This is a genomic window from Gaoshiqia sediminis, assembly GCF_025907915.1.
Lineage (GTDB): Bacteria > Bacteroidota > Bacteroidia > Bacteroidales > Prolixibacteraceae > Gaoshiqia > Gaoshiqia sediminis.
The window spans coordinates 124,938-140,351 of sequence record NZ_JAPAAF010000002.1; the positions used below are offsets into that span (position 1 = coordinate 124,938).

General features: G+C 48.0%; 14 protein-coding genes. 7 read left to right on the top strand and 7 right to left on the bottom strand.

Annotated features, from left to right (window positions below; translation table 11 throughout):
* Positions 1 to 105: 105 nt before the first annotated feature.
* Both N2K84_RS02245 and N2K84_RS02250 read right to left on the bottom strand, forming a co-directional pair.
* A complete protein-coding gene (locus N2K84_RS02245; RefSeq protein WP_282590139.1) occupies positions 106 to 1,398 on the bottom strand; it encodes an NCS2 family permease in 1,293 nt (430 codons plus the stop codon).
* 17 nt (positions 1,399 to 1,415) lie between these two features.
* Positions 1,416 to 2,093 (bottom strand): DUF5020 family protein, encoded by a 678-nt coding sequence (locus N2K84_RS02250; protein ID WP_282590140.1) that lies wholly within the window; start codon positions 2,091 to 2,093, stop codon positions 1,416 to 1,418.
* A gap of 257 nt (positions 2,094 to 2,350) precedes the next feature.
* On the opposite strand from N2K84_RS02250, the gene N2K84_RS02255 reads away from it, so the two are divergent.
* The 3 genes from N2K84_RS02255 to N2K84_RS02265 all read left to right on the top strand — a co-directional run bounded on the left by N2K84_RS02255 (position 2,351) and on the right by N2K84_RS02265 (position 4,660).
* Positions 2,351 to 3,238, top strand: a complete 888-nt coding sequence (locus N2K84_RS02255) for an aldo/keto reductase (protein ID WP_282590141.1) — start codon at positions 2,351 to 2,353, stop codon at positions 3,236 to 3,238.
* 83 nt (positions 3,239 to 3,321) lie between these two features.
* The gene (gene rimM, locus N2K84_RS02260) at positions 3,322 to 3,852 is read left to right on the top strand and encodes a ribosome maturation factor RimM (RefSeq protein WP_282590142.1); all 531 of its coding nucleotides are present in this window, start codon (positions 3,322 to 3,324) and stop codon (positions 3,850 to 3,852) included.
* A 100-nt stretch (positions 3,853 to 3,952) separates the two neighbouring features.
* Positions 3,953 to 4,660 carry a head GIN domain-containing protein gene (locus N2K84_RS02265; RefSeq protein WP_282590143.1) on the top strand — a complete coding sequence of 236 codons (708 nt, stop codon included), beginning with the start codon at positions 3,953 to 3,955 and terminating at the stop codon, positions 4,658 to 4,660.
* Between the two features lie 69 nt (positions 4,661 to 4,729).
* On the opposite strand, the gene N2K84_RS02270 is transcribed toward N2K84_RS02265, so the two are convergent.
* Together N2K84_RS02270 and N2K84_RS02275 are read right to left on the bottom strand one after the other, a co-directional pair.
* Positions 4,730 to 5,293, bottom strand: coding sequence for an L-threonylcarbamoyladenylate synthase (locus N2K84_RS02270; protein ID WP_282590144.1), 564 nt, complete (start codon positions 5,291 to 5,293; stop codon positions 4,730 to 4,732).
* A complete protein-coding gene (locus N2K84_RS02275; RefSeq protein ID WP_282590145.1) occupies positions 5,286 to 6,413 on the bottom strand; it encodes a glycosyltransferase family 4 protein in 1,128 nt (375 codons plus the stop codon). The genes N2K84_RS02270 and N2K84_RS02275 overlap by 8 nt, the downstream gene beginning before the upstream one ends.
* Before the next feature lie 182 nt (positions 6,414 to 6,595).
* Here N2K84_RS02275 and N2K84_RS02280 point away from each other — a divergent pair, with 182 nt between their 5' ends.
* The 4 genes from N2K84_RS02280 (at position 6,596) to N2K84_RS02295 (ending at position 11,362) form a co-directional block, all read left to right on the top strand.
* The gene (locus N2K84_RS02280; RefSeq protein ID WP_282590146.1) at positions 6,596 to 7,279 is read left to right on the top strand and encodes an SIR2 family NAD-dependent protein deacylase; all 684 of its coding nucleotides are present in this window, start codon (positions 6,596 to 6,598) and stop codon (positions 7,277 to 7,279) included.
* Positions 7,276 to 7,887 carry a porin family protein gene (locus N2K84_RS02285; RefSeq protein WP_282590147.1) on the top strand — a complete coding sequence of 204 codons (612 nt, stop codon included), beginning with the start codon at positions 7,276 to 7,278 and terminating at the stop codon, positions 7,885 to 7,887. The genes N2K84_RS02280 and N2K84_RS02285 overlap by 4 nt, the downstream gene beginning before the upstream one ends.
* 230 nt (positions 7,888 to 8,117) lie before the next feature.
* Positions 8,118 to 10,472, top strand: a complete 2,355-nt coding sequence (locus N2K84_RS02290) for a TonB-dependent receptor (RefSeq protein WP_282590148.1) — start codon at positions 8,118 to 8,120, stop codon at positions 10,470 to 10,472.
* A 5-nt stretch (positions 10,473 to 10,477) separates the two neighbouring features.
* Entirely contained in the window at positions 10,478 to 11,362 is an 885-nt protein-coding gene (locus N2K84_RS02295) for a DUF4249 domain-containing protein (RefSeq protein ID WP_282590149.1), read from the top strand.
* Positions 11,363 to 11,377: 15 nt separating this feature from the next.
* On the opposite strand, the gene N2K84_RS02300 is transcribed toward N2K84_RS02295, so the two are convergent.
* From N2K84_RS02300 to N2K84_RS02310, 3 genes are all read right to left on the bottom strand, one after another.
* Positions 11,378 to 12,076, bottom strand: a complete 699-nt coding sequence (locus tag N2K84_RS02300) for a ComF family protein (RefSeq protein ID WP_282590150.1) — start codon at positions 12,074 to 12,076, stop codon at positions 11,378 to 11,380.
* 393 nt (positions 12,077 to 12,469) lie between these two features.
* Entirely contained in the window at positions 12,470 to 14,575 is a 2,106-nt protein-coding gene (locus tag N2K84_RS02305) for a M3 family metallopeptidase (protein ID WP_282590151.1), read from the bottom strand.
* Positions 14,576 to 14,713: 138 nt separating this feature from the next.
* On the bottom strand, positions 14,714 to 15,298 hold the full coding sequence (locus tag N2K84_RS02310; RefSeq protein WP_282590152.1) for a flavin reductase family protein: 585 nt from the start codon (positions 15,296 to 15,298) through the stop codon (positions 14,714 to 14,716).
* Between the last annotated feature and the right edge of the window lie 116 nt (positions 15,299 to 15,414).

Sequence of the window (15,414 nt, forward strand, 5' to 3'; positions counted from 1 at the left end):
TTTTCAAATAAACTGACTTGATTGCCGAAAAGAAGAAAAGGCTGTCTCCCGAAGCTATTGCAAATCGGGGACAGCCTTTTTCAAAAAAAGTATTTCAGGTTTTTTCTAGATGAAAAACTTCAGTATAAACAAAGCGGCCAGCACATACATCACGACGGAAATGTCCTTGAATTTGCCGGTCAGTAATTTCAGCAACACATACGACAACATCCCGAACACGATACCCTCGGCAATGCTGTAAGCCAGTGGCATCATAATGATGGTCAGGAAAGCCGGGATGGATTCGGTGAAGTCTTCCAGGTCCACTTTCGTGATGGGCGACAACATAAACAAGCCTACCAAAACCAAAGCCGGGGCAGTTGCAGCGCCGGGGATCATGGTAAACAGCGGGGCAAAAAACAAGGCAACCAGAAACAATCCGGCAACTGTCAATGAAGTCAGCCCGGTGCGTCCGCCCTCAGCAACACCCGATGCACTTTCAACATAAGTGGTAACCGTGCTGGTTCCCATTACTGCGCCAAAAGTAGTACCGATTGCGTCGGCAAAAAGTGCTTGTTTCACGCGGGGCACACGGCCTTCTTCATCCAGCATATTGGCTTTCGACGAAACGCCAACCAAGGTTCCAACCGTGTCAAACATATCCACAAAAAGGAAGGTGAACAGCACAATCAACATGTCGAGGCTGAAAACCTGCGAAAAATCCATTCGCCAGAAAATCGGCGAAACCGACGGCGGAACATCCACCAAATGGCCTTCGGGAAGGTGGGTTACCCCAAACGGAATACCGGCAACAGTGGCTGCAAAAATACCGATCAGCAAAGCGCCTTTCACTTTCAGGGCCAGCAACACCCCGGTAAGCAAAATACCAAACAGGGCTACCAAAACGGAGGGCGAACCCATGTCGCCAAGACCTACCAAAACGGCATCGTTGTTAACAATCACTCCGGCATTTTGGAAGCCGATAAACGCAATGAACAAACCGATCCCAGCCGAAACAGCATGTTTCATCGATAGCGGAATGGCGTTCACAATCAGTTCACGAATATTGAAAGCGGTTAAAATCAAAAAGATGATCCCTTCCAGGAAAACGGCAGTGAGGGCAAACTGCCAGCTGTAACCCATACCCAGCACCACGGTGAAGGCAAAGAAGGCGTTCAGTCCCATTCCCGGTGCCAAAGCAAACGGCAAACGGGCAACTAAGGCCATGACAAGAGTGGCTATGATAGAGGAAACAGCCGTTGCTGTGAAAAGCGCATTTTTATCCATGCCTGTGGCGCTCAAAATCCCCGGGTTTACAGCCAGGATATAGGCCATGGTCATAAAGGTGGTAATACCTGCCAACAGTTCGGTTTTTACCGTCGTATTGTTTTCTTCGAGTTTAAAGAATCTATTAATCATGAACAGGATATATTAAATTAAAATGTCCATTTAGCAGCAAGGGTTGGCATCACATTGAAACCTTCCATTCCGCCAAAGTTGTTACTTATTTCCACTTCACCCCCTACCGAAAAATGATCGCAGATGTTGTACCACAGCTGAGGCTCAGACAAGAAGATAAAGTCGCCATAGGCAGTTTCTTCTTTCCAGAAATCGGCAAAACCGGTAAAAGACATTTTACCCTTCAGGAAGTTAACATACCAAACACCGGTTAATTGGAATGAGGCATTTTCTACCCCACGAATATTTTTGTACATAGCTTGCAGGGTGAACCCTCTTGAAAAATCTTCGGCATTCCACGAATATTCCAAACCACCCAACCAGGCATCGTTAATTTGGTAAGCGCCACCAGCTGCGCCAGCTTTCCATTGTCCAAAACCACCGTTGTACTCAATGTGGGCAGCCAAAGGTGATTTCCCTAATTTGAAGGCTCTGGCAATTTCCCAGTAGGCAAGGCTTACACCTTCTACATCGCCAACGCCATAATCCATGTCAATAAAGAAAAATGTACTTCCCATCTTATCCGGGCGAAACATTTCAACCGTAGTGGTCAGGTAACTGCGGTCTTTGCCCAAATCATAGTGGGTCTGAACGTTTTGGGCAAATGCGCCCAAGCTGAGAACAGCAGCAAACAGAATCAGTAAAACTTTCTTCATGGTCAATTCATTTATAAGATTAGTAAATTTTCGATGCCAAAAATAGCAAAAAAGTAATAGCTACTTTACAATTCAAATTATTCTTCCCTGTTTGATAATCACTTATGCTGTAAAACCTCAAATAAGACCACGCGGTCTTAAAATTTGGCTCGTATAGATATAGTTACTAATTTGCTATCGGCTATGAAAATCAGCATAAAGTGGCCTGATCATCAAAAGGGGCCTTTCCCGTTTTTAATACCAAAAACCCAACAACTATGAAGAAATTTACACGAAGGGAATTTGTAAAAACCAGTCTGGCCGGTGTTTCTGCGGCTTCGGTAGGTTATGCTTTTTCAGGTTTTTCGTACCTGCCGCCTGCCGAAATCGATCAGGTACAGCTCGGTAAAACAGGCCTACTTGTTTCTCGGCTGGCTTTGGGCACCGGCACCAATGGACATGCCCATCAATCGGATTTTACCCGCATGGGCTTTGACAATTTCCTGAAAATTGCCCGCACAGCTCACGAACGGGGCGTTACTTTTATCGACACGGCCGATTCGTATGGCACACATCACTTCGTGTCGCGTTTTCTGAAGGAAGTTTCACGCGAGAAATGTCAGATCATGACCAAAATATGGACCGAGAATAACTCGTGGAACACGGTGGCTCCAATTCCGGAAACGCTCGATCGTTTCCGCAAAGAATTGAATACAGATTATCTCGATCTGGTGCTGTTGCATTGTATGACCAGCGGCAACTGGGTAGAAACCAAAGCCAGCATGCGCGAAGAGCTGAACGCGGCCAAGCAAAATGGCATCGTAAAAACCGTGGGCGTTTCGTGCCACAATTTCGAGGCGATGAAGGTGGCCGTGGAAGATCCGTGGGTCGATGTAATTTTGGCCCGCATCAATCCTGGACAAAAGGTGATGGACGGCACCCCGGAGCAAGTAATGGACTTGCTGAAAACGGCCAACGAAAACGGCAAGGGGGTGATCGGGATGAAGATTTTTGGCGCCGGGCAATGGGCTGATCCCCGCCAGCGGGAAGAATCGATCAAATTTGCCATCCGAAGCGGAAATGTACACGCCATGACCCTTGGCATGACGACACCTGAACAGGTAACCGATGCAGTTGACCGCATTATGGCTGTGGTAAACAGCTAACAGTTGAACCTTCACAGATACTGAGTTTTGGAATCTGCTACGTGCTGTAATGAATTACGGCAGCTTTTTTTAATTTTGTTTTCATGGAAACCATACCTAAAACCGATTGCCTGAAAATTGGCTATCTGCAAAAACCCCACGGCATAAAAGGGGAAGTTGTGTTGAATTTTGAGCTGGAGTTCGAATCCAGTTTGGAAGAAGAACCGCCCCTTTTCCTGGAAATTGACGGACTGCTGGTCCCTTACTTTCTGAAGCCCGACGGCCTTCGCTTTCGTTCGGGCGAAGCAGCCCTGCTGCAATTTGATTGGGTGGACGACGAAAATCAGGCCCGGCAGATTTGCGGATGTGCTGTTTATATGAAAAAGGAGGATTGGCTTGACGACGAGGAAGAACTGCACCTGCATATGCTGGTGGGCTACCGGCTATTTGACAGCAAACGCGGAATTATAGGCACAATTGAACAGGTGGACGACTACGCCGGGAATCTCATTTTTCAGGTTACCTACAACGGACAAGAAGTGCTTATCCCTTTCAACGAAGACTTCTTGGTTCGTTTTGACGACGAAAAACGTGAAATTGAACTTCAATGCCCGGATGGCATTTTCGATTTGTAGGAATAATTTCTTTTCCCGTGCAACGTTTGTTGAATTAGCTTGTCTTTAGCAAATGAGTGAAGTCTAATTTTTCATACAGAAAACAATAAAACAAAAACAGATGAAGACAAAATTAACAACCGTCCTAACGCTGATTGCTTTTTTCATTGGCTTTCAGTCTGTCCAAGCCGCTGAGGAAATACGTGAAGTAGCTGCTTTCTCCGAAATTTCGCTCCGGATCCCGGGCAAACTTTACCTGGAACAGGGAAGTAAACAATCTGTCGAAATTGTTGCCAAACAATCCACACTCGACGAAATCATTACCGAAGTGAAAGGCCGTGAATTGATCATCCGATTCAAAAGCAAGAATTACTTGTGGAAGGATTTTGAAACCGGCAAGATTGAGATTTTTATCACAGTTCCTGAAATTGACGGGCTGTCTGTTTCCGGCTCAGGGGACATTATTAATGACGGTGAAATCAACTCGCGTATTCTGAACCTGGCTGTGAGCGGAAGCGGCGACATTTTGCTGAATGACCTGAAAGCCGAACGCCTGAAAGTAGCAATTTCCGGCAGTGGCGATGTGGAACTGGCCGGAAGCGGAAAAACCGAAGACCTCAGTGTGGCTATATCCGGTTCGGGAAATTACAAGGGGGCAGACTTTGCTTGCGATGATGTGAATGTGCGGATTGCGGGATCGGGAAGCGCTTATGTACATGCCGATCGCGTTTTAAATGTACGCGTGGCCGGATCGGGCGATGTGAAATATAAGGGAAACCCGCAAATTGACCAGTCGGTGGTTGGATCGGGCAGAGTCATCCAATACTAACTTGATTGAGGTTGGAAATAAAAAACCGGAAAGCTTTGAATTTTCACGTCAGGCTTTCCGGTTTTTCTTTTACTCCCTCAGTATCTGAATTTCGCCGCCAACGCCCAGTTTGATGATGCTGGACGGGGTGCCCGGGGTTGGGTCTTCCTGCCGGTAAGTTACCACATAATCTACTGCGGCTTTTAATTCATCGCTAATGTCGGCAAAAGTGGCCGGCGAGGCTTCCCCGCAAATGTTGGCCGATGTTGATACGATCGGCTTTTTGAAACGCTGAATTAACTGACGGGTAAAATTTTCTTCAGTGATACGGATGCCAATACTTCCATCTTCGGCCACCAGGTTTTTAGCCAGATTTTTGGCCTCCGGATAAATAATGGTCATCGGCTTATCGGTTACTTCTATCAGGCTGTAGGCAATTTCAGGAACTTCAACCACATAACGGTCCAGCAAATTGACATTCTCCATCAACACCAACATACTTTTCGAACCGGCCCGTCTCTTTATTTCAAAAACCCGTTTTACCGCGGCTTCGTTGGTGGCGTCGCAGCCCAGTCCCCAAACCGTGTCGGTGGGGTACAAAATGACCCCTCCGTTTTTCAATACTTCAAGCGCATTTTTGATATCGTCATGCATGATGTACGTTTTGATAGATATTTAATAATGTTTGAGCATAAGTTTTTGCCTGGAAACGTTCGGCATTTTGCCGTCCTTTTTCTTTCATCTCATTTTTTGATGACGGATCTTCCAGAATTCTTCGGATAGCCGCAGCAATTTCTTCCGGATAGGCCGGGTTGATGTAAAGCGCTGCCTCGCCGCCGACCTCGGGCAAACTGCTGATGTTCGAAGTAATTACCGGACAACCACAGGCCTGAGCTTCGGCCACCGGCAGTCCAAATCCCTCAAAAAAGGACGGATAAACGGTGGCTTCCGCCAACTGATACAAGTGGCTCAATTCCGCGTCGGTAAGGTTGTGCAAAAAAATTACCCGGTTTCCCAACTTCCTGATCAAGGGTCGCAGTGACTTCATGTACCGGGTAGGTTTTCCGGCAACAACCAGCGATACCGGGATGTCTCCCTGGTCAAGTGCCCGAAGCGTACAGCCAAGGTTCTTACGTGCTTCAATGGTCCCCGGGGCAAGCAGGAAACGATCCGGCAAATGGTATCGGTTCCGGGTTTGATCAAGTTCTTCGGGCGTGCTTTTCTGAAAAAATATGGGATTGACCGACTGATAAACAACGTCAATTTTCGTCTCAGGTACCTTAAAGTAATGGATCAGATCCTGCTTGGTTTGCTGGCTGATGGCAATAATCCGGTCGGCAATATGGCTGGCATGTTTGCACTTGCGAAAATAAATGGCCCGGTCGATAGCCCGGAATTGGTTCGGAAACCTCAGGAAAATCAAGTCGTGCATGGTAACAACAGTTTTGATTCCTGTTTTTTCGATGCCAAACGGGAGTTCGTGGCTCAGTCCGTGAAAAATATCCAGGCCTGACTTTTGGGCCAGCTCGGTTACTTTATATCTTCGCCACAGTGGTCTCACCCGGCTCCACCACACACTTTCGGGGACAATCAGTGCTGCATTTGATGGTGGAGAGAAAAGCTGCTCATTTCTTTCGGGTGTAAACAAAAAATAACCGTTCCCCGGATAATATTTTGCCAGCGATCGGATGGTATTTCTGCTGTAACTGCCCAATCCGGTGGAGTTCAGGAAAGCCCGTTTGGCATCAAATCCGATATTTAATGATTGCCTCATGCCCCAAATTTACGAAAAGGCCATCATCTGAGTTTGCTTTACCCGAAAAAAGCAGGCTTTTTCACGAACGGTTCATTTTTTAGGCAGAAAACCCCTAAGCGACCACAGCATTTTTAAGTGCCTTGCTTTAATCATCCCAATTCAGCCAAAGGTTTTTTATCTTTATTGAAAAAATCGAAACAATGAAGAAGCTGGTAGTTTTGACTGGCGCCGGGGTGAGCCAGGAAAGCGGATTGCGTACTTTTCGGGATATGGGTGGACTGTGGGAAGAATATGATGTAATGGATGTGGCCACGCCCGAAGCCTGGGCCCGAAATCCCGAATTGGTAAATCGGTTCTACAACGACCGGCGCAGGCAATTGTACGAATGTGAGCCGAATGCCGGACATCGCGGGTTGGCCGAACTGGAAAAGTATTTCGATGTACACATCATAACCCAGAACGTGGACGACCTGCACGAACGGGCGGGCAGCAACAAGGTACTTCACCTTCATGGCGAACTGAAAAAGGTACGCAGCACGGCCAATCCGAATTTGGTGTATGAACTGGACGGCTGGGAGCTAAAACTGGGCGACACGTGCGAAAAAGGGAGCCAGCTCCGTCCGCACATCGTGTGGTTTGGCGAGGCCGTACCGGCGATGGACGAGGCCATTGAGCTGGTTGAACAAGCAGACATTTTTGTCGTGGTGGGAACTTCGCTGAATGTTTATCCGGCTGCGGGCCTGCTGCATTACACGCACGACGATGTGCCCGTGTATGTGATCGATCCGGAGCGACCGCCTGTGTACCGGGACGGTGTGGTTTTTATTGAAGAAAAGGCCGGGGCTGGCGTGGACAAACTAAAGAAAATGCTGTTGCAGCCATGAAAAAACTTGTTGGCATAACCTGTTTGTTGCTGGCGGTTTTGGCCGTGAGCGCCCAGCGTTTCGATGCCGGTATGCTGGCTGGCCTGAATGCCTCGCAGGTAGAGGGCGATTTCACGAAAGGCTACCATAAGCCTGGCTTTGTGGCCGGACTTTTTGTGCAAACCAACCTCTCTCGCACCGTGTTCGCGGCCATGGAAATGAAATATGCTCAAAAGGGCAGTCGCAAAAGCCCAGATAAAGATGAACCGGAATTGGAAAAATACATCATGCGCCTCGGTTACGTTGATTTGCCGGTTTATCTGGGTTTTCGCACCAACGAAACCCTTTCCGTTATCGTCGGGCTTTCGGCCGGTTACCTGGTCAGCAGCGGCGAGTACAACAATTACGGTCTGTTCCCCGAAGAAGACCGGCATCCGTTCAATGAGTTCGACTTTCAGGCACTGCTGGGCGCCCGCTACGAAATCGCCGACCGGCTTTCGTTCGATTTGCGGCTGGCCTATTCTTTTATGCCGATCCGTGATTTGAACGGCGATGTGCTTTGGTACTGGTGGGACGACCAGTACAATAAGGTGATCACCTCCGGATTGTATTATCGTTTCGGGAAATAGTTACCGGCTCAGAGAGTTTGTTTACCTCAGGTTAACTTCCTCTTGCCGATTTTCAGACAAATTGATTTTGTTTGTAATCATCATGAAATCAAAAATTTGTAAGATTGCATTCCGAAAAAGGCCATGAATCTTATCTGCGGAATACTTCCTAGTGATGAATATTTCGGGGGATAATTATTTTACAAATAGATATGGCCCAAAGGCAAATATCAACCAATCAGCACACAACAATGTTCAGAAAACTACTTTTCTTACTGGCTTTCTGCCAAAGCTCGGCCGGAATTACGTTTGCTTCGCCCGGCGAGGATGGCAGATCGGAGCGAAAGATCATCAGCGGCCATATCAAAGATGCTGAAAACGGTGAAACCCTGATTGGCGCTACCCTTTTTGTTGAGGAGCAAGGAGTGGGCACTGCAAGTAACGAATATGGTTTTTATTCCATCTCACTGTTGCCGGGATCCTACACGCTTTCGTATTCATTTATCGGTTATCAGGTGGTTGAAAAGAAAATTGACCTGACTGAAAATACGGTGCTTGAAATTGAACTGACACCGGAAAGCAAAAAGCTTCAGGAGGTAGTAATCGCTGCCGAAAAGAAAAACAAGAACATCACCCGGGTAGAGATGGGCGTGGAGAAACTTCAACCCAAAGTGATTAAATCGATACCGGCGCTGATGGGTGAGGTGGATTTGATTAAGGCGATCCAGTTGTTGCCCGGCGTGCAAACGACCAGCGAAGGAGGCTCAGGATTTAGCGTACGTGGCGGCACCCCCGACCAGAACCTGATCCTGCTCGACGAAGCCACTGTTTACAACGCTTCGCACCTGATGGGCTTCTTCTCGGTATTTAACAACGATGCGGTAAACGACCTCAAGCTGTACAAAGGCGACGTTCCGGCCCAATACGGGGGCCGCCTCTCGTCGTTGCTCGATGTGCGCATGAAAGATGGCAATTCAAAAAAAATTACCGGGGCTGGCGGAATCGGAAGCATCTCCAGTCGTCTGACGCTGGAAGGCCCCATTGTTAAAGACCGCACAACCTTTCTTTTTTCCGGAAGAAGAACCTACCTCGACTTGTTTTTACCGCTCTCGGGTGATGAGGATGTGAAGGACAGCAAGCTTTATTTTTACGATGCCAACATGAAGTTCAGTCACCGGTTCAACGAAAACAACCGCCTGTTTGTGAGCGGCTACCTGGGGCGCGACGTGATGAAAAGCCCCGATTTCAGGATGGGATTTGGCAACCAAACCTTCACTGTTCGCTGGAACCACATCTTCAGCCCGAAACTTTTTATGAACCTGACCACCGTTTGGAGCCGCTATGATTATGAACTGGGAACGTCGGACGACCGCCCCGAGTCGTGGCTGTGGGAATCGGACTTGCAGGATGTGGGTCTGAAAGCAGACTTCAGCTATTTCATTCAACCCGAACATTCGCTTCAATTCGGATTACAAAGTTTTTACCACGGTTTCAACCCCGGTTCGGCCAAAGGTATTGGTAGTCAAACTGTTTTTTCGGAATATACGGTTGAAAAAAACCAGTCGCTGGAACATGCGGGGTACGTGTCGCACCAACTAAAAATAGGCGAGAAATTAGTAGTGAAATATGGTGTTCGGGCATCGTTGTTCCAAAATATGGGCGAGGCCACGGTTTATCATTTTGATGACAATTTTGAGTTGACCGATTCTACGACATTTGCAGCAGGCGATATTTACAAAAGCTATTTTGGATTAGAGCCTCGGATTGGTCTTAACCTGATGTTGTCAGAACACGCGTCTGTAAAGTTCAACTACAACCGCTCACGCCAGTACATTCAGCAGGCTTCCAATTCTACGGCGGGCAGCCCGCTCGATGTTTGGTTCCCGGCCAGCCCGAACATCAAACCCCAGGTGGCCGACCAGTATGCCATGGGCTATTTCCGGAATTTTGGGAATGATGTTTTCCAGGCTTCGGTGGAAGCGTACTACAAAGACATGCGCAACACAATCGACTTTGCCGACCATGCCGAATTGCTACTCAACAAGCAGATGGAAGGAGAGGTGCGTGTAGGTAATTCCAAGGCATATGGGGTTGAATTTTTGCTGAAAAAAACTGAAGGCCGCCTGACCGGCTGGCTGGGTTATACCTTGTCGCGAGCTGAACGGACTGTCCCTGGGATTAACGAGGGGAAAACGTACGTGGCACCTTTTGATAAACCGCACGATATCAGTTCCGTGCTGAATTACGACCTAAGTAGGCGTGTTTCCTTCTCGGCCAACTGGCTATATGCATCCGGCCAACCGGTTACCCTGCCGGTTCAGCGCTATGAAATCAACGGAACCATCATCCCTCTTTACTCCGAACGTAATGGCGCCCGTTACGACGATTATCACCGGCTCGACCTTTCGCTCACCCTTCGCGGGCGCAACAAACGAAACCGGCCCTGGAGCGGCGAGTGGGTTTTCTCGGCCTACAACGTGTACAACCGGAAAAACACCTGGGTGCTCAACTTCAAACAAGATGAGGAAGATCCGCGCGAAACTTACGCTGAGAAAACATATCTGTTCCCCATTGTGCCTTCAGTTACGTACAACTTCAAATTCTGATGACCATGAAATATTTAAAATACTTTTTCCCTGCTGTTTTAGCCGCCCTATTTTCGGCCTGTACCGAACGGGTTGAAATTGACCTGAAAGAGGCCGGTGAACCCAAGCTGGTTGTTTTTGCCGAAATTACCAACGAACGTAAGGCCCATGCCTTGTACCTTTCGAGGTCGGTACCATATTTTTATAACCAGGAAGGCCCGGTTGTTGCAGGGGCTACTGTCCGGATCAGCGATGGAACAAACACTACACAGCTAACTGAAGATATTACTCAACCCGGAGTTTATCTTACTCCGGAAGATTTTGCCGGCATTCCGGGTTTTACTTACCGGCTGACCATTGAAGATGTAGATGTAAACGACGATGGTATTGCCGAAACCTATTCTGCCGAAACGGAGATGAAAAACACAGTTCCGGTTGAACACATCACGGTAATTTATAACAGTCGGTGGGATGGCTGGGAAGTGAAACTTTATGCCCTTGAGCCGGGCGAAACCACCGATTATTACCTGTTTAAGGTATATAAAAACGGGGTGTTATACACGGATACCATCGATAACTACTGGACAACCGATGATAAATTCTTTAACGGGAACAAGATTGATGGGCCAATTGTCCAGTATTTTGACGAGGAAAAGGGAGAAATTGTGAATCCTGGGGATATGGTTACCCTCGAAATGGCGGGAATCACCAAAGAATACTACGAATTTATTAATGCCTTGCAACAGGAGGTGAATGAGAAGATCCCGCTTTTCAGCGGACCTGCTGCCAACCTGAAAGGAAACATCAGCAACGGGGCGCTGGGCTTTTTTGCGGTGATGCCCACTTCCCGCGGATCGACTGTTTACCGTGGCGAGGGGCTCCCGCAAGCTGTTACTGTAACGAATAATTGATCAAAATTAGTTTTTTTAGGCAATGGCCAAAGTGAGGATGCTGACCTTGGCCTGGCAGCTTTTGTGAATCGCATGGGCACAGGCTTCCAGGGTAGAACCGGTTGTCACCACATCATCGACTAAGATGATATGTTTGTCTTCAAAAACCGACGGATCGGCCACTTCAAAAATGCCGTCCACGTTTTGCCAGCGTTCAAAGCGCGACTTTCGGGTTTGGGTAGCCGTAAAAACAACCCGCTTTAGGTTGGTTGTATCCACCGGTACTTGGAATGCTTTTGAAAGGCCAAGTGCGATGTGGTAACTTTGGTTGTAGCCCCGTTTGCGTTCCTTTTTCGGGTGAAGGGGCACCGGACAAATCAGGTCGATATCCGCAAATTCGCCTGCCTGCTGCAGTTCGCATCCAAAGCGTTCACCCATTAATTCACCGATTTCCTTCAAACCACGGTATTTCAGCTGGTGCAGTATTTTTTGGTAGTTGCTGCCTTTTCGAAATTCGAAGTAGGCGCAGGCACGCTCAATGGGTACGCGTCCGTAAAAAAGTTGCTCCATGCTGTTATCTGGATGGCGGTGGTGATTGGTGCGTGGCATATGCAGCAGACACGACAGGCAAAAGTGCCGCTCGTCGCGAATCAACTTACAGCCGCAAACCACACAAATCCGCGGGAAAAGCAGCTCCAGAAAATGATGAAAGATTTGACTGGCAGGTTCTTTCATGGTGAATAGACATTTTGTGTGAACGATTTTGACAAATAAAAGATAGTAATTTTATGCTTACTATTTTAATCCTGAGGTAACATCGTTCGCCGCACTTAACAATTCAATGACACTTTTATAAACAAGCCATAATTTTACGTTGAAATAATGACCGTACTTTCAACCAGTCAATTAAAATGATTGTCAGACAGACATCGCCGAAGAATTAAGCCGGTTATTTTTCGTCTAAAATGAGTTGGCTTAAATTCAGTACTTCCCTTCCCCTAAAAGTTTTTCCCAAAGGTTGCTATTCCCGGCAACCTTTTTTATTGCCCCGCTTTTCCTAATGGATTATGAAAGACGAAAGCCTGAAACAGGTTGTCCCAGGCTTTCCGTTATCGGTCAGTTTCTTAATTAATTTTTCAAACCGCTCCGTTCCAGCAGGGCATCCACGGTTGGTTTCTGCCCGCGAAAACGGATGTAAAGTTCCATCGGGTGCTCGCTGCCCCCCTTTTCGAGGATGTTGGTACGAAAGGCATCGGCGGTGGCGCGGTCAAAAATGCCGTGCTTCTTAAATACCGAGAAGGCATCGGCATCCAGCACTTCGGCCCATTTGTAACTATAGTAACCGGCATCATAGCCACCGGCAAAAATGTGCGAAAACGAGGTGCTCATCAGTGAACCTTCCACGGGGTCGAACAATTCGGTAGGGGCAAGCGCTTTGGTTTCAAAGTTGCTGACAGGTTCGTCAATCGGCTTTTCCTGAGTGTAGTAGGCCAGGTCGAGCATGCCGAAACTGAGCTGGCGCTCGGAAAAATAACCAGCTTGGAAATTCTTCGCAGCTACCAGTTTTTGGATCAGCTCTTCGGGCAGTCTTTCGCTGGTTTCGTAATGAACGGCAAAGCGGTCGAGCCACTCCTTTTCGTAAGCCCAGTTCTCGTGTATTTGCGAGGGCAGCTCTACGAAATCCCAGAACACGCTGGTTCCCGAGGTGCTCCCGTATTGACATTGGCTCAGCATGCCGTGCAGCGCATGGCCAAATTCATGCAAAAAGGTAGTCACCTCTTCAAAAGTAATCAGCGATGGCCGGGTTTCGGTTGGTTTGGTAAAATTACATACAATGCTGACATGCGGCCGAACGTTCCGTCCGTTTTCCATGTACTGGTCATGAAAATCGGTCATCCAGGCGCCCGAGCGTTTCCCGTCGCGCGGAAAAAAGTCGAGGTACAGCACCGAAATAAAATCGCCGTTTTCGTTATACACTTCGTACGGTCTCAATTCCGGGTGATACACCTGAATGTGGTTATTTTCGCGGAGCTGCAAACCGTAAAGTTCCCGCGCCAGGTCAAACACGCCGTCAATTACATTTTCTAGTTTGAAATAAGGCTTAACCTCTTCCTCGTTAAAACCGTAACGGGCATTTTTCAGTTTTTCGGAATAGTAGCTCCAATCCCATCGCTGAATTTTCCCCTCGAAGCCGTTTTCGTTGGCAAACTGCTGCACTTCGTTAAATTCGCTTTCGGCAAAAGGGCGCGATGCCGCGTGCAATTCTTTCAGAAAGGCTTCCACTTTTTCGGGCGTTTCGGCCATGCGGCGGGTAAGTTTGAAGGCGGCATGGTTTGAGTAGCCCAGCATGTTGGCTTTTTCCAGGTTCAGGTCCACCAGTTTTTTGATGATGGCTTTGTTGTCGTACTCATTGCCCTGGTTGCCTTTGTTGCTGAATGCCCGGAACATCTGCTCCCGCAGTTCGCGGTTATCGGCATATTTCATAAACGGAACGTAGCTGGGATACTGCAAGGTGAAGATCCAGCCTTCCTTGTTTTTTTGCTTGGCGGTGAGGGCGGCTGCTTCGCGGGCAAATTCGGGCAATCCGGACAAGTCGGCTTCTTTGATGATGTGCAGTTCAAACGCGTTGGTTTCGGCCAGCACATTTTGCTGAAACTGTAATCCTAGCTTGCTCAGTTCGGAGGTAATCTCGCGGTATCGAACCTTTTCTGTTTCGCCCAGGTTGGCCCCGTTGCGCACAAATCCCTGGTAGGTGTTTTCGAGCAGGGTTTGCTGTTCGGGCGAAAGTTGTAACCCTTCGCGCTGGTTATAAACGGCTTTCACCCGGGCAAAAAGTTCTTCGTTCAGCGAAATGTCGTTGCTGAACTCCGACAACATCGGGGCAACCTGCTGGGCAATTTGCTGCATCTCATCGCTGGTTTCGGCCGAATTTAGGTTGAAAAAGATTTTGCGGATGATGCCCAATCGTTTTCCACTATGCTCCATCGCCTCGATGGTATTTTCAAAAGTGGGCACTTGCGGATTATCAATTACCGCCTGTATTTCGGCCTTCGCTTCGCGGATAGCTGCCTCGAAGGCGGGAAGATAATGCTCATTCTTTATCCGGTTGAAAGGGGCCGTTTGGTGAACGGTGCCGAAGGGTTCCAAAAGCGGATTCTTCTTGGTTTCTGCTTGCGTGTTCGTCATCATGATCATCAATAAAAGGGCGCCAATGGCGCCGAAACATATTCTCATTGCTAATGTTTTAAGTTTTCAGTAATCTTCAAAATAAGTAGTTGTGTGAAGATATGATTACAAAAAACTTACAGTTTTGTTCAAATAATGGACTTTCGCTCTGATGGATCGCTGGAAAGTAGCCAGGTTGAGCAGCGATTATTTCTTGGGTTTTCGTTTCTTCTTCTCCACCGACCAGCCAAACTTTCCGATCGGATCGCCTACCTTGAAATAGTGTCCGTGCGAGTAACAAATCGGGTCGGCTTTTTTCAGGCTGAAAGCGCCGGTTTCGGGGTCGATATAGCGGTCGTCGGCTATCACGTTTACCACCTCCGAAATGAACATGTGGTGCGTTCCCAACTCCACGATTTCCTTCACTTTACACTCAATGCTGATAGGCGCCTCGGCTACAATCGGCGCTTTCACCACGCTGGCCGGGGCCGGGGTGATTCCCATCTCTTTCCATTTATCGTAGTTGGCCCCCGAGCGCACCCCGCACCAGTCGGTAGCGCGTGCCAGTTCCTCGGTGGTGAGGTTGATCACGTACTCGCCCGTACGTTTAATAATCTCGTACGAGTGGCGCGAAGGCCGCACTGAAATGTAGCACATGGGCGGATCGCTGCAAATGGTGCCTGTCCATGCGATAGTAATCAGGTTGTATTCGTCGGGGGTTTCGCCGCAGCTGACCAGGACGGCCGGTAGCGGATAAACCATCGTACCAGGTTTCCAATTTATTTTTGCCATGTTTGTTTGTCGTTTTCAGATGCGTACAAAAGTATAAAAACTCTGGGGAGAGGAAAACGGGGCCGCATCCTCTTGTTTCATTCCGTTTCATTTATTACCAAGGAAATCGAGATAAA

Bases quoted from the DNA above. Each gene is read 5' to 3' on its own strand.
- N2K84_RS02255 (WP_282590141.1), top strand. From the start codon at position 2,351: ATGAAGAAATTTACACGAAGGGAATTTGTAAAAACCAGTCTGGCCGGT.
- N2K84_RS02300 (WP_282590150.1), bottom strand. From the start codon at position 12,076: ATGAAAGAACCTGCCAGTCAAATCTTTCATCATTTTCTGGAGCTGCTT.
- N2K84_RS02270 (WP_282590144.1), bottom strand. From the start codon at position 5,293: ATGCATGACGATATCAAAAATGCGCTTGAAGTATTGAAAAACGGAGGG.
- N2K84_RS02290 (WP_282590148.1), top strand. From the start codon at position 8,118: ATGTTCAGAAAACTACTTTTCTTACTGGCTTTCTGCCAAAGCTCGGCC.
- N2K84_RS02295 (WP_282590149.1), top strand. From the start codon at position 10,478: ATGAAATATTTAAAATACTTTTTCCCTGCTGTTTTAGCCGCCCTATTT.
- N2K84_RS02310 (WP_282590152.1), bottom strand. From the start codon at position 15,298: ATGGCAAAAATAAATTGGAAACCTGGTACGATGGTTTATCCGCTACCG.
- N2K84_RS02305 (WP_282590151.1), bottom strand. From the start codon at position 14,575: ATGAGAATATGTTTCGGCGCCATTGGCGCCCTTTTATTGATGATCATG.
- rimM (WP_282590142.1), top strand. From the start codon at position 3,322: ATGGAAACCATACCTAAAACCGATTGCCTGAAAATTGGCTATCTGCAA.
- N2K84_RS02280 (WP_282590146.1), top strand. From the start codon at position 6,596: ATGAAGAAGCTGGTAGTTTTGACTGGCGCCGGGGTGAGCCAGGAAAGC.
- N2K84_RS02265 (WP_282590143.1), top strand. From the start codon at position 3,953: ATGAAGACAAAATTAACAACCGTCCTAACGCTGATTGCTTTTTTCATT.
- N2K84_RS02250 (WP_282590140.1), bottom strand. From the start codon at position 2,093: ATGAAGAAAGTTTTACTGATTCTGTTTGCTGCTGTTCTCAGCTTGGGC.
- N2K84_RS02275 (WP_282590145.1), bottom strand. From the start codon at position 6,413: ATGAGGCAATCATTAAATATCGGATTTGATGCCAAACGGGCTTTCCTG.
- N2K84_RS02245 (WP_282590139.1), bottom strand. From the start codon at position 1,398: ATGATTAATAGATTCTTTAAACTCGAAGAAAACAATACGACGGTAAAA.
- N2K84_RS02285 (WP_282590147.1), top strand. From the start codon at position 7,276: ATGAAAAAACTTGTTGGCATAACCTGTTTGTTGCTGGCGGTTTTGGCC.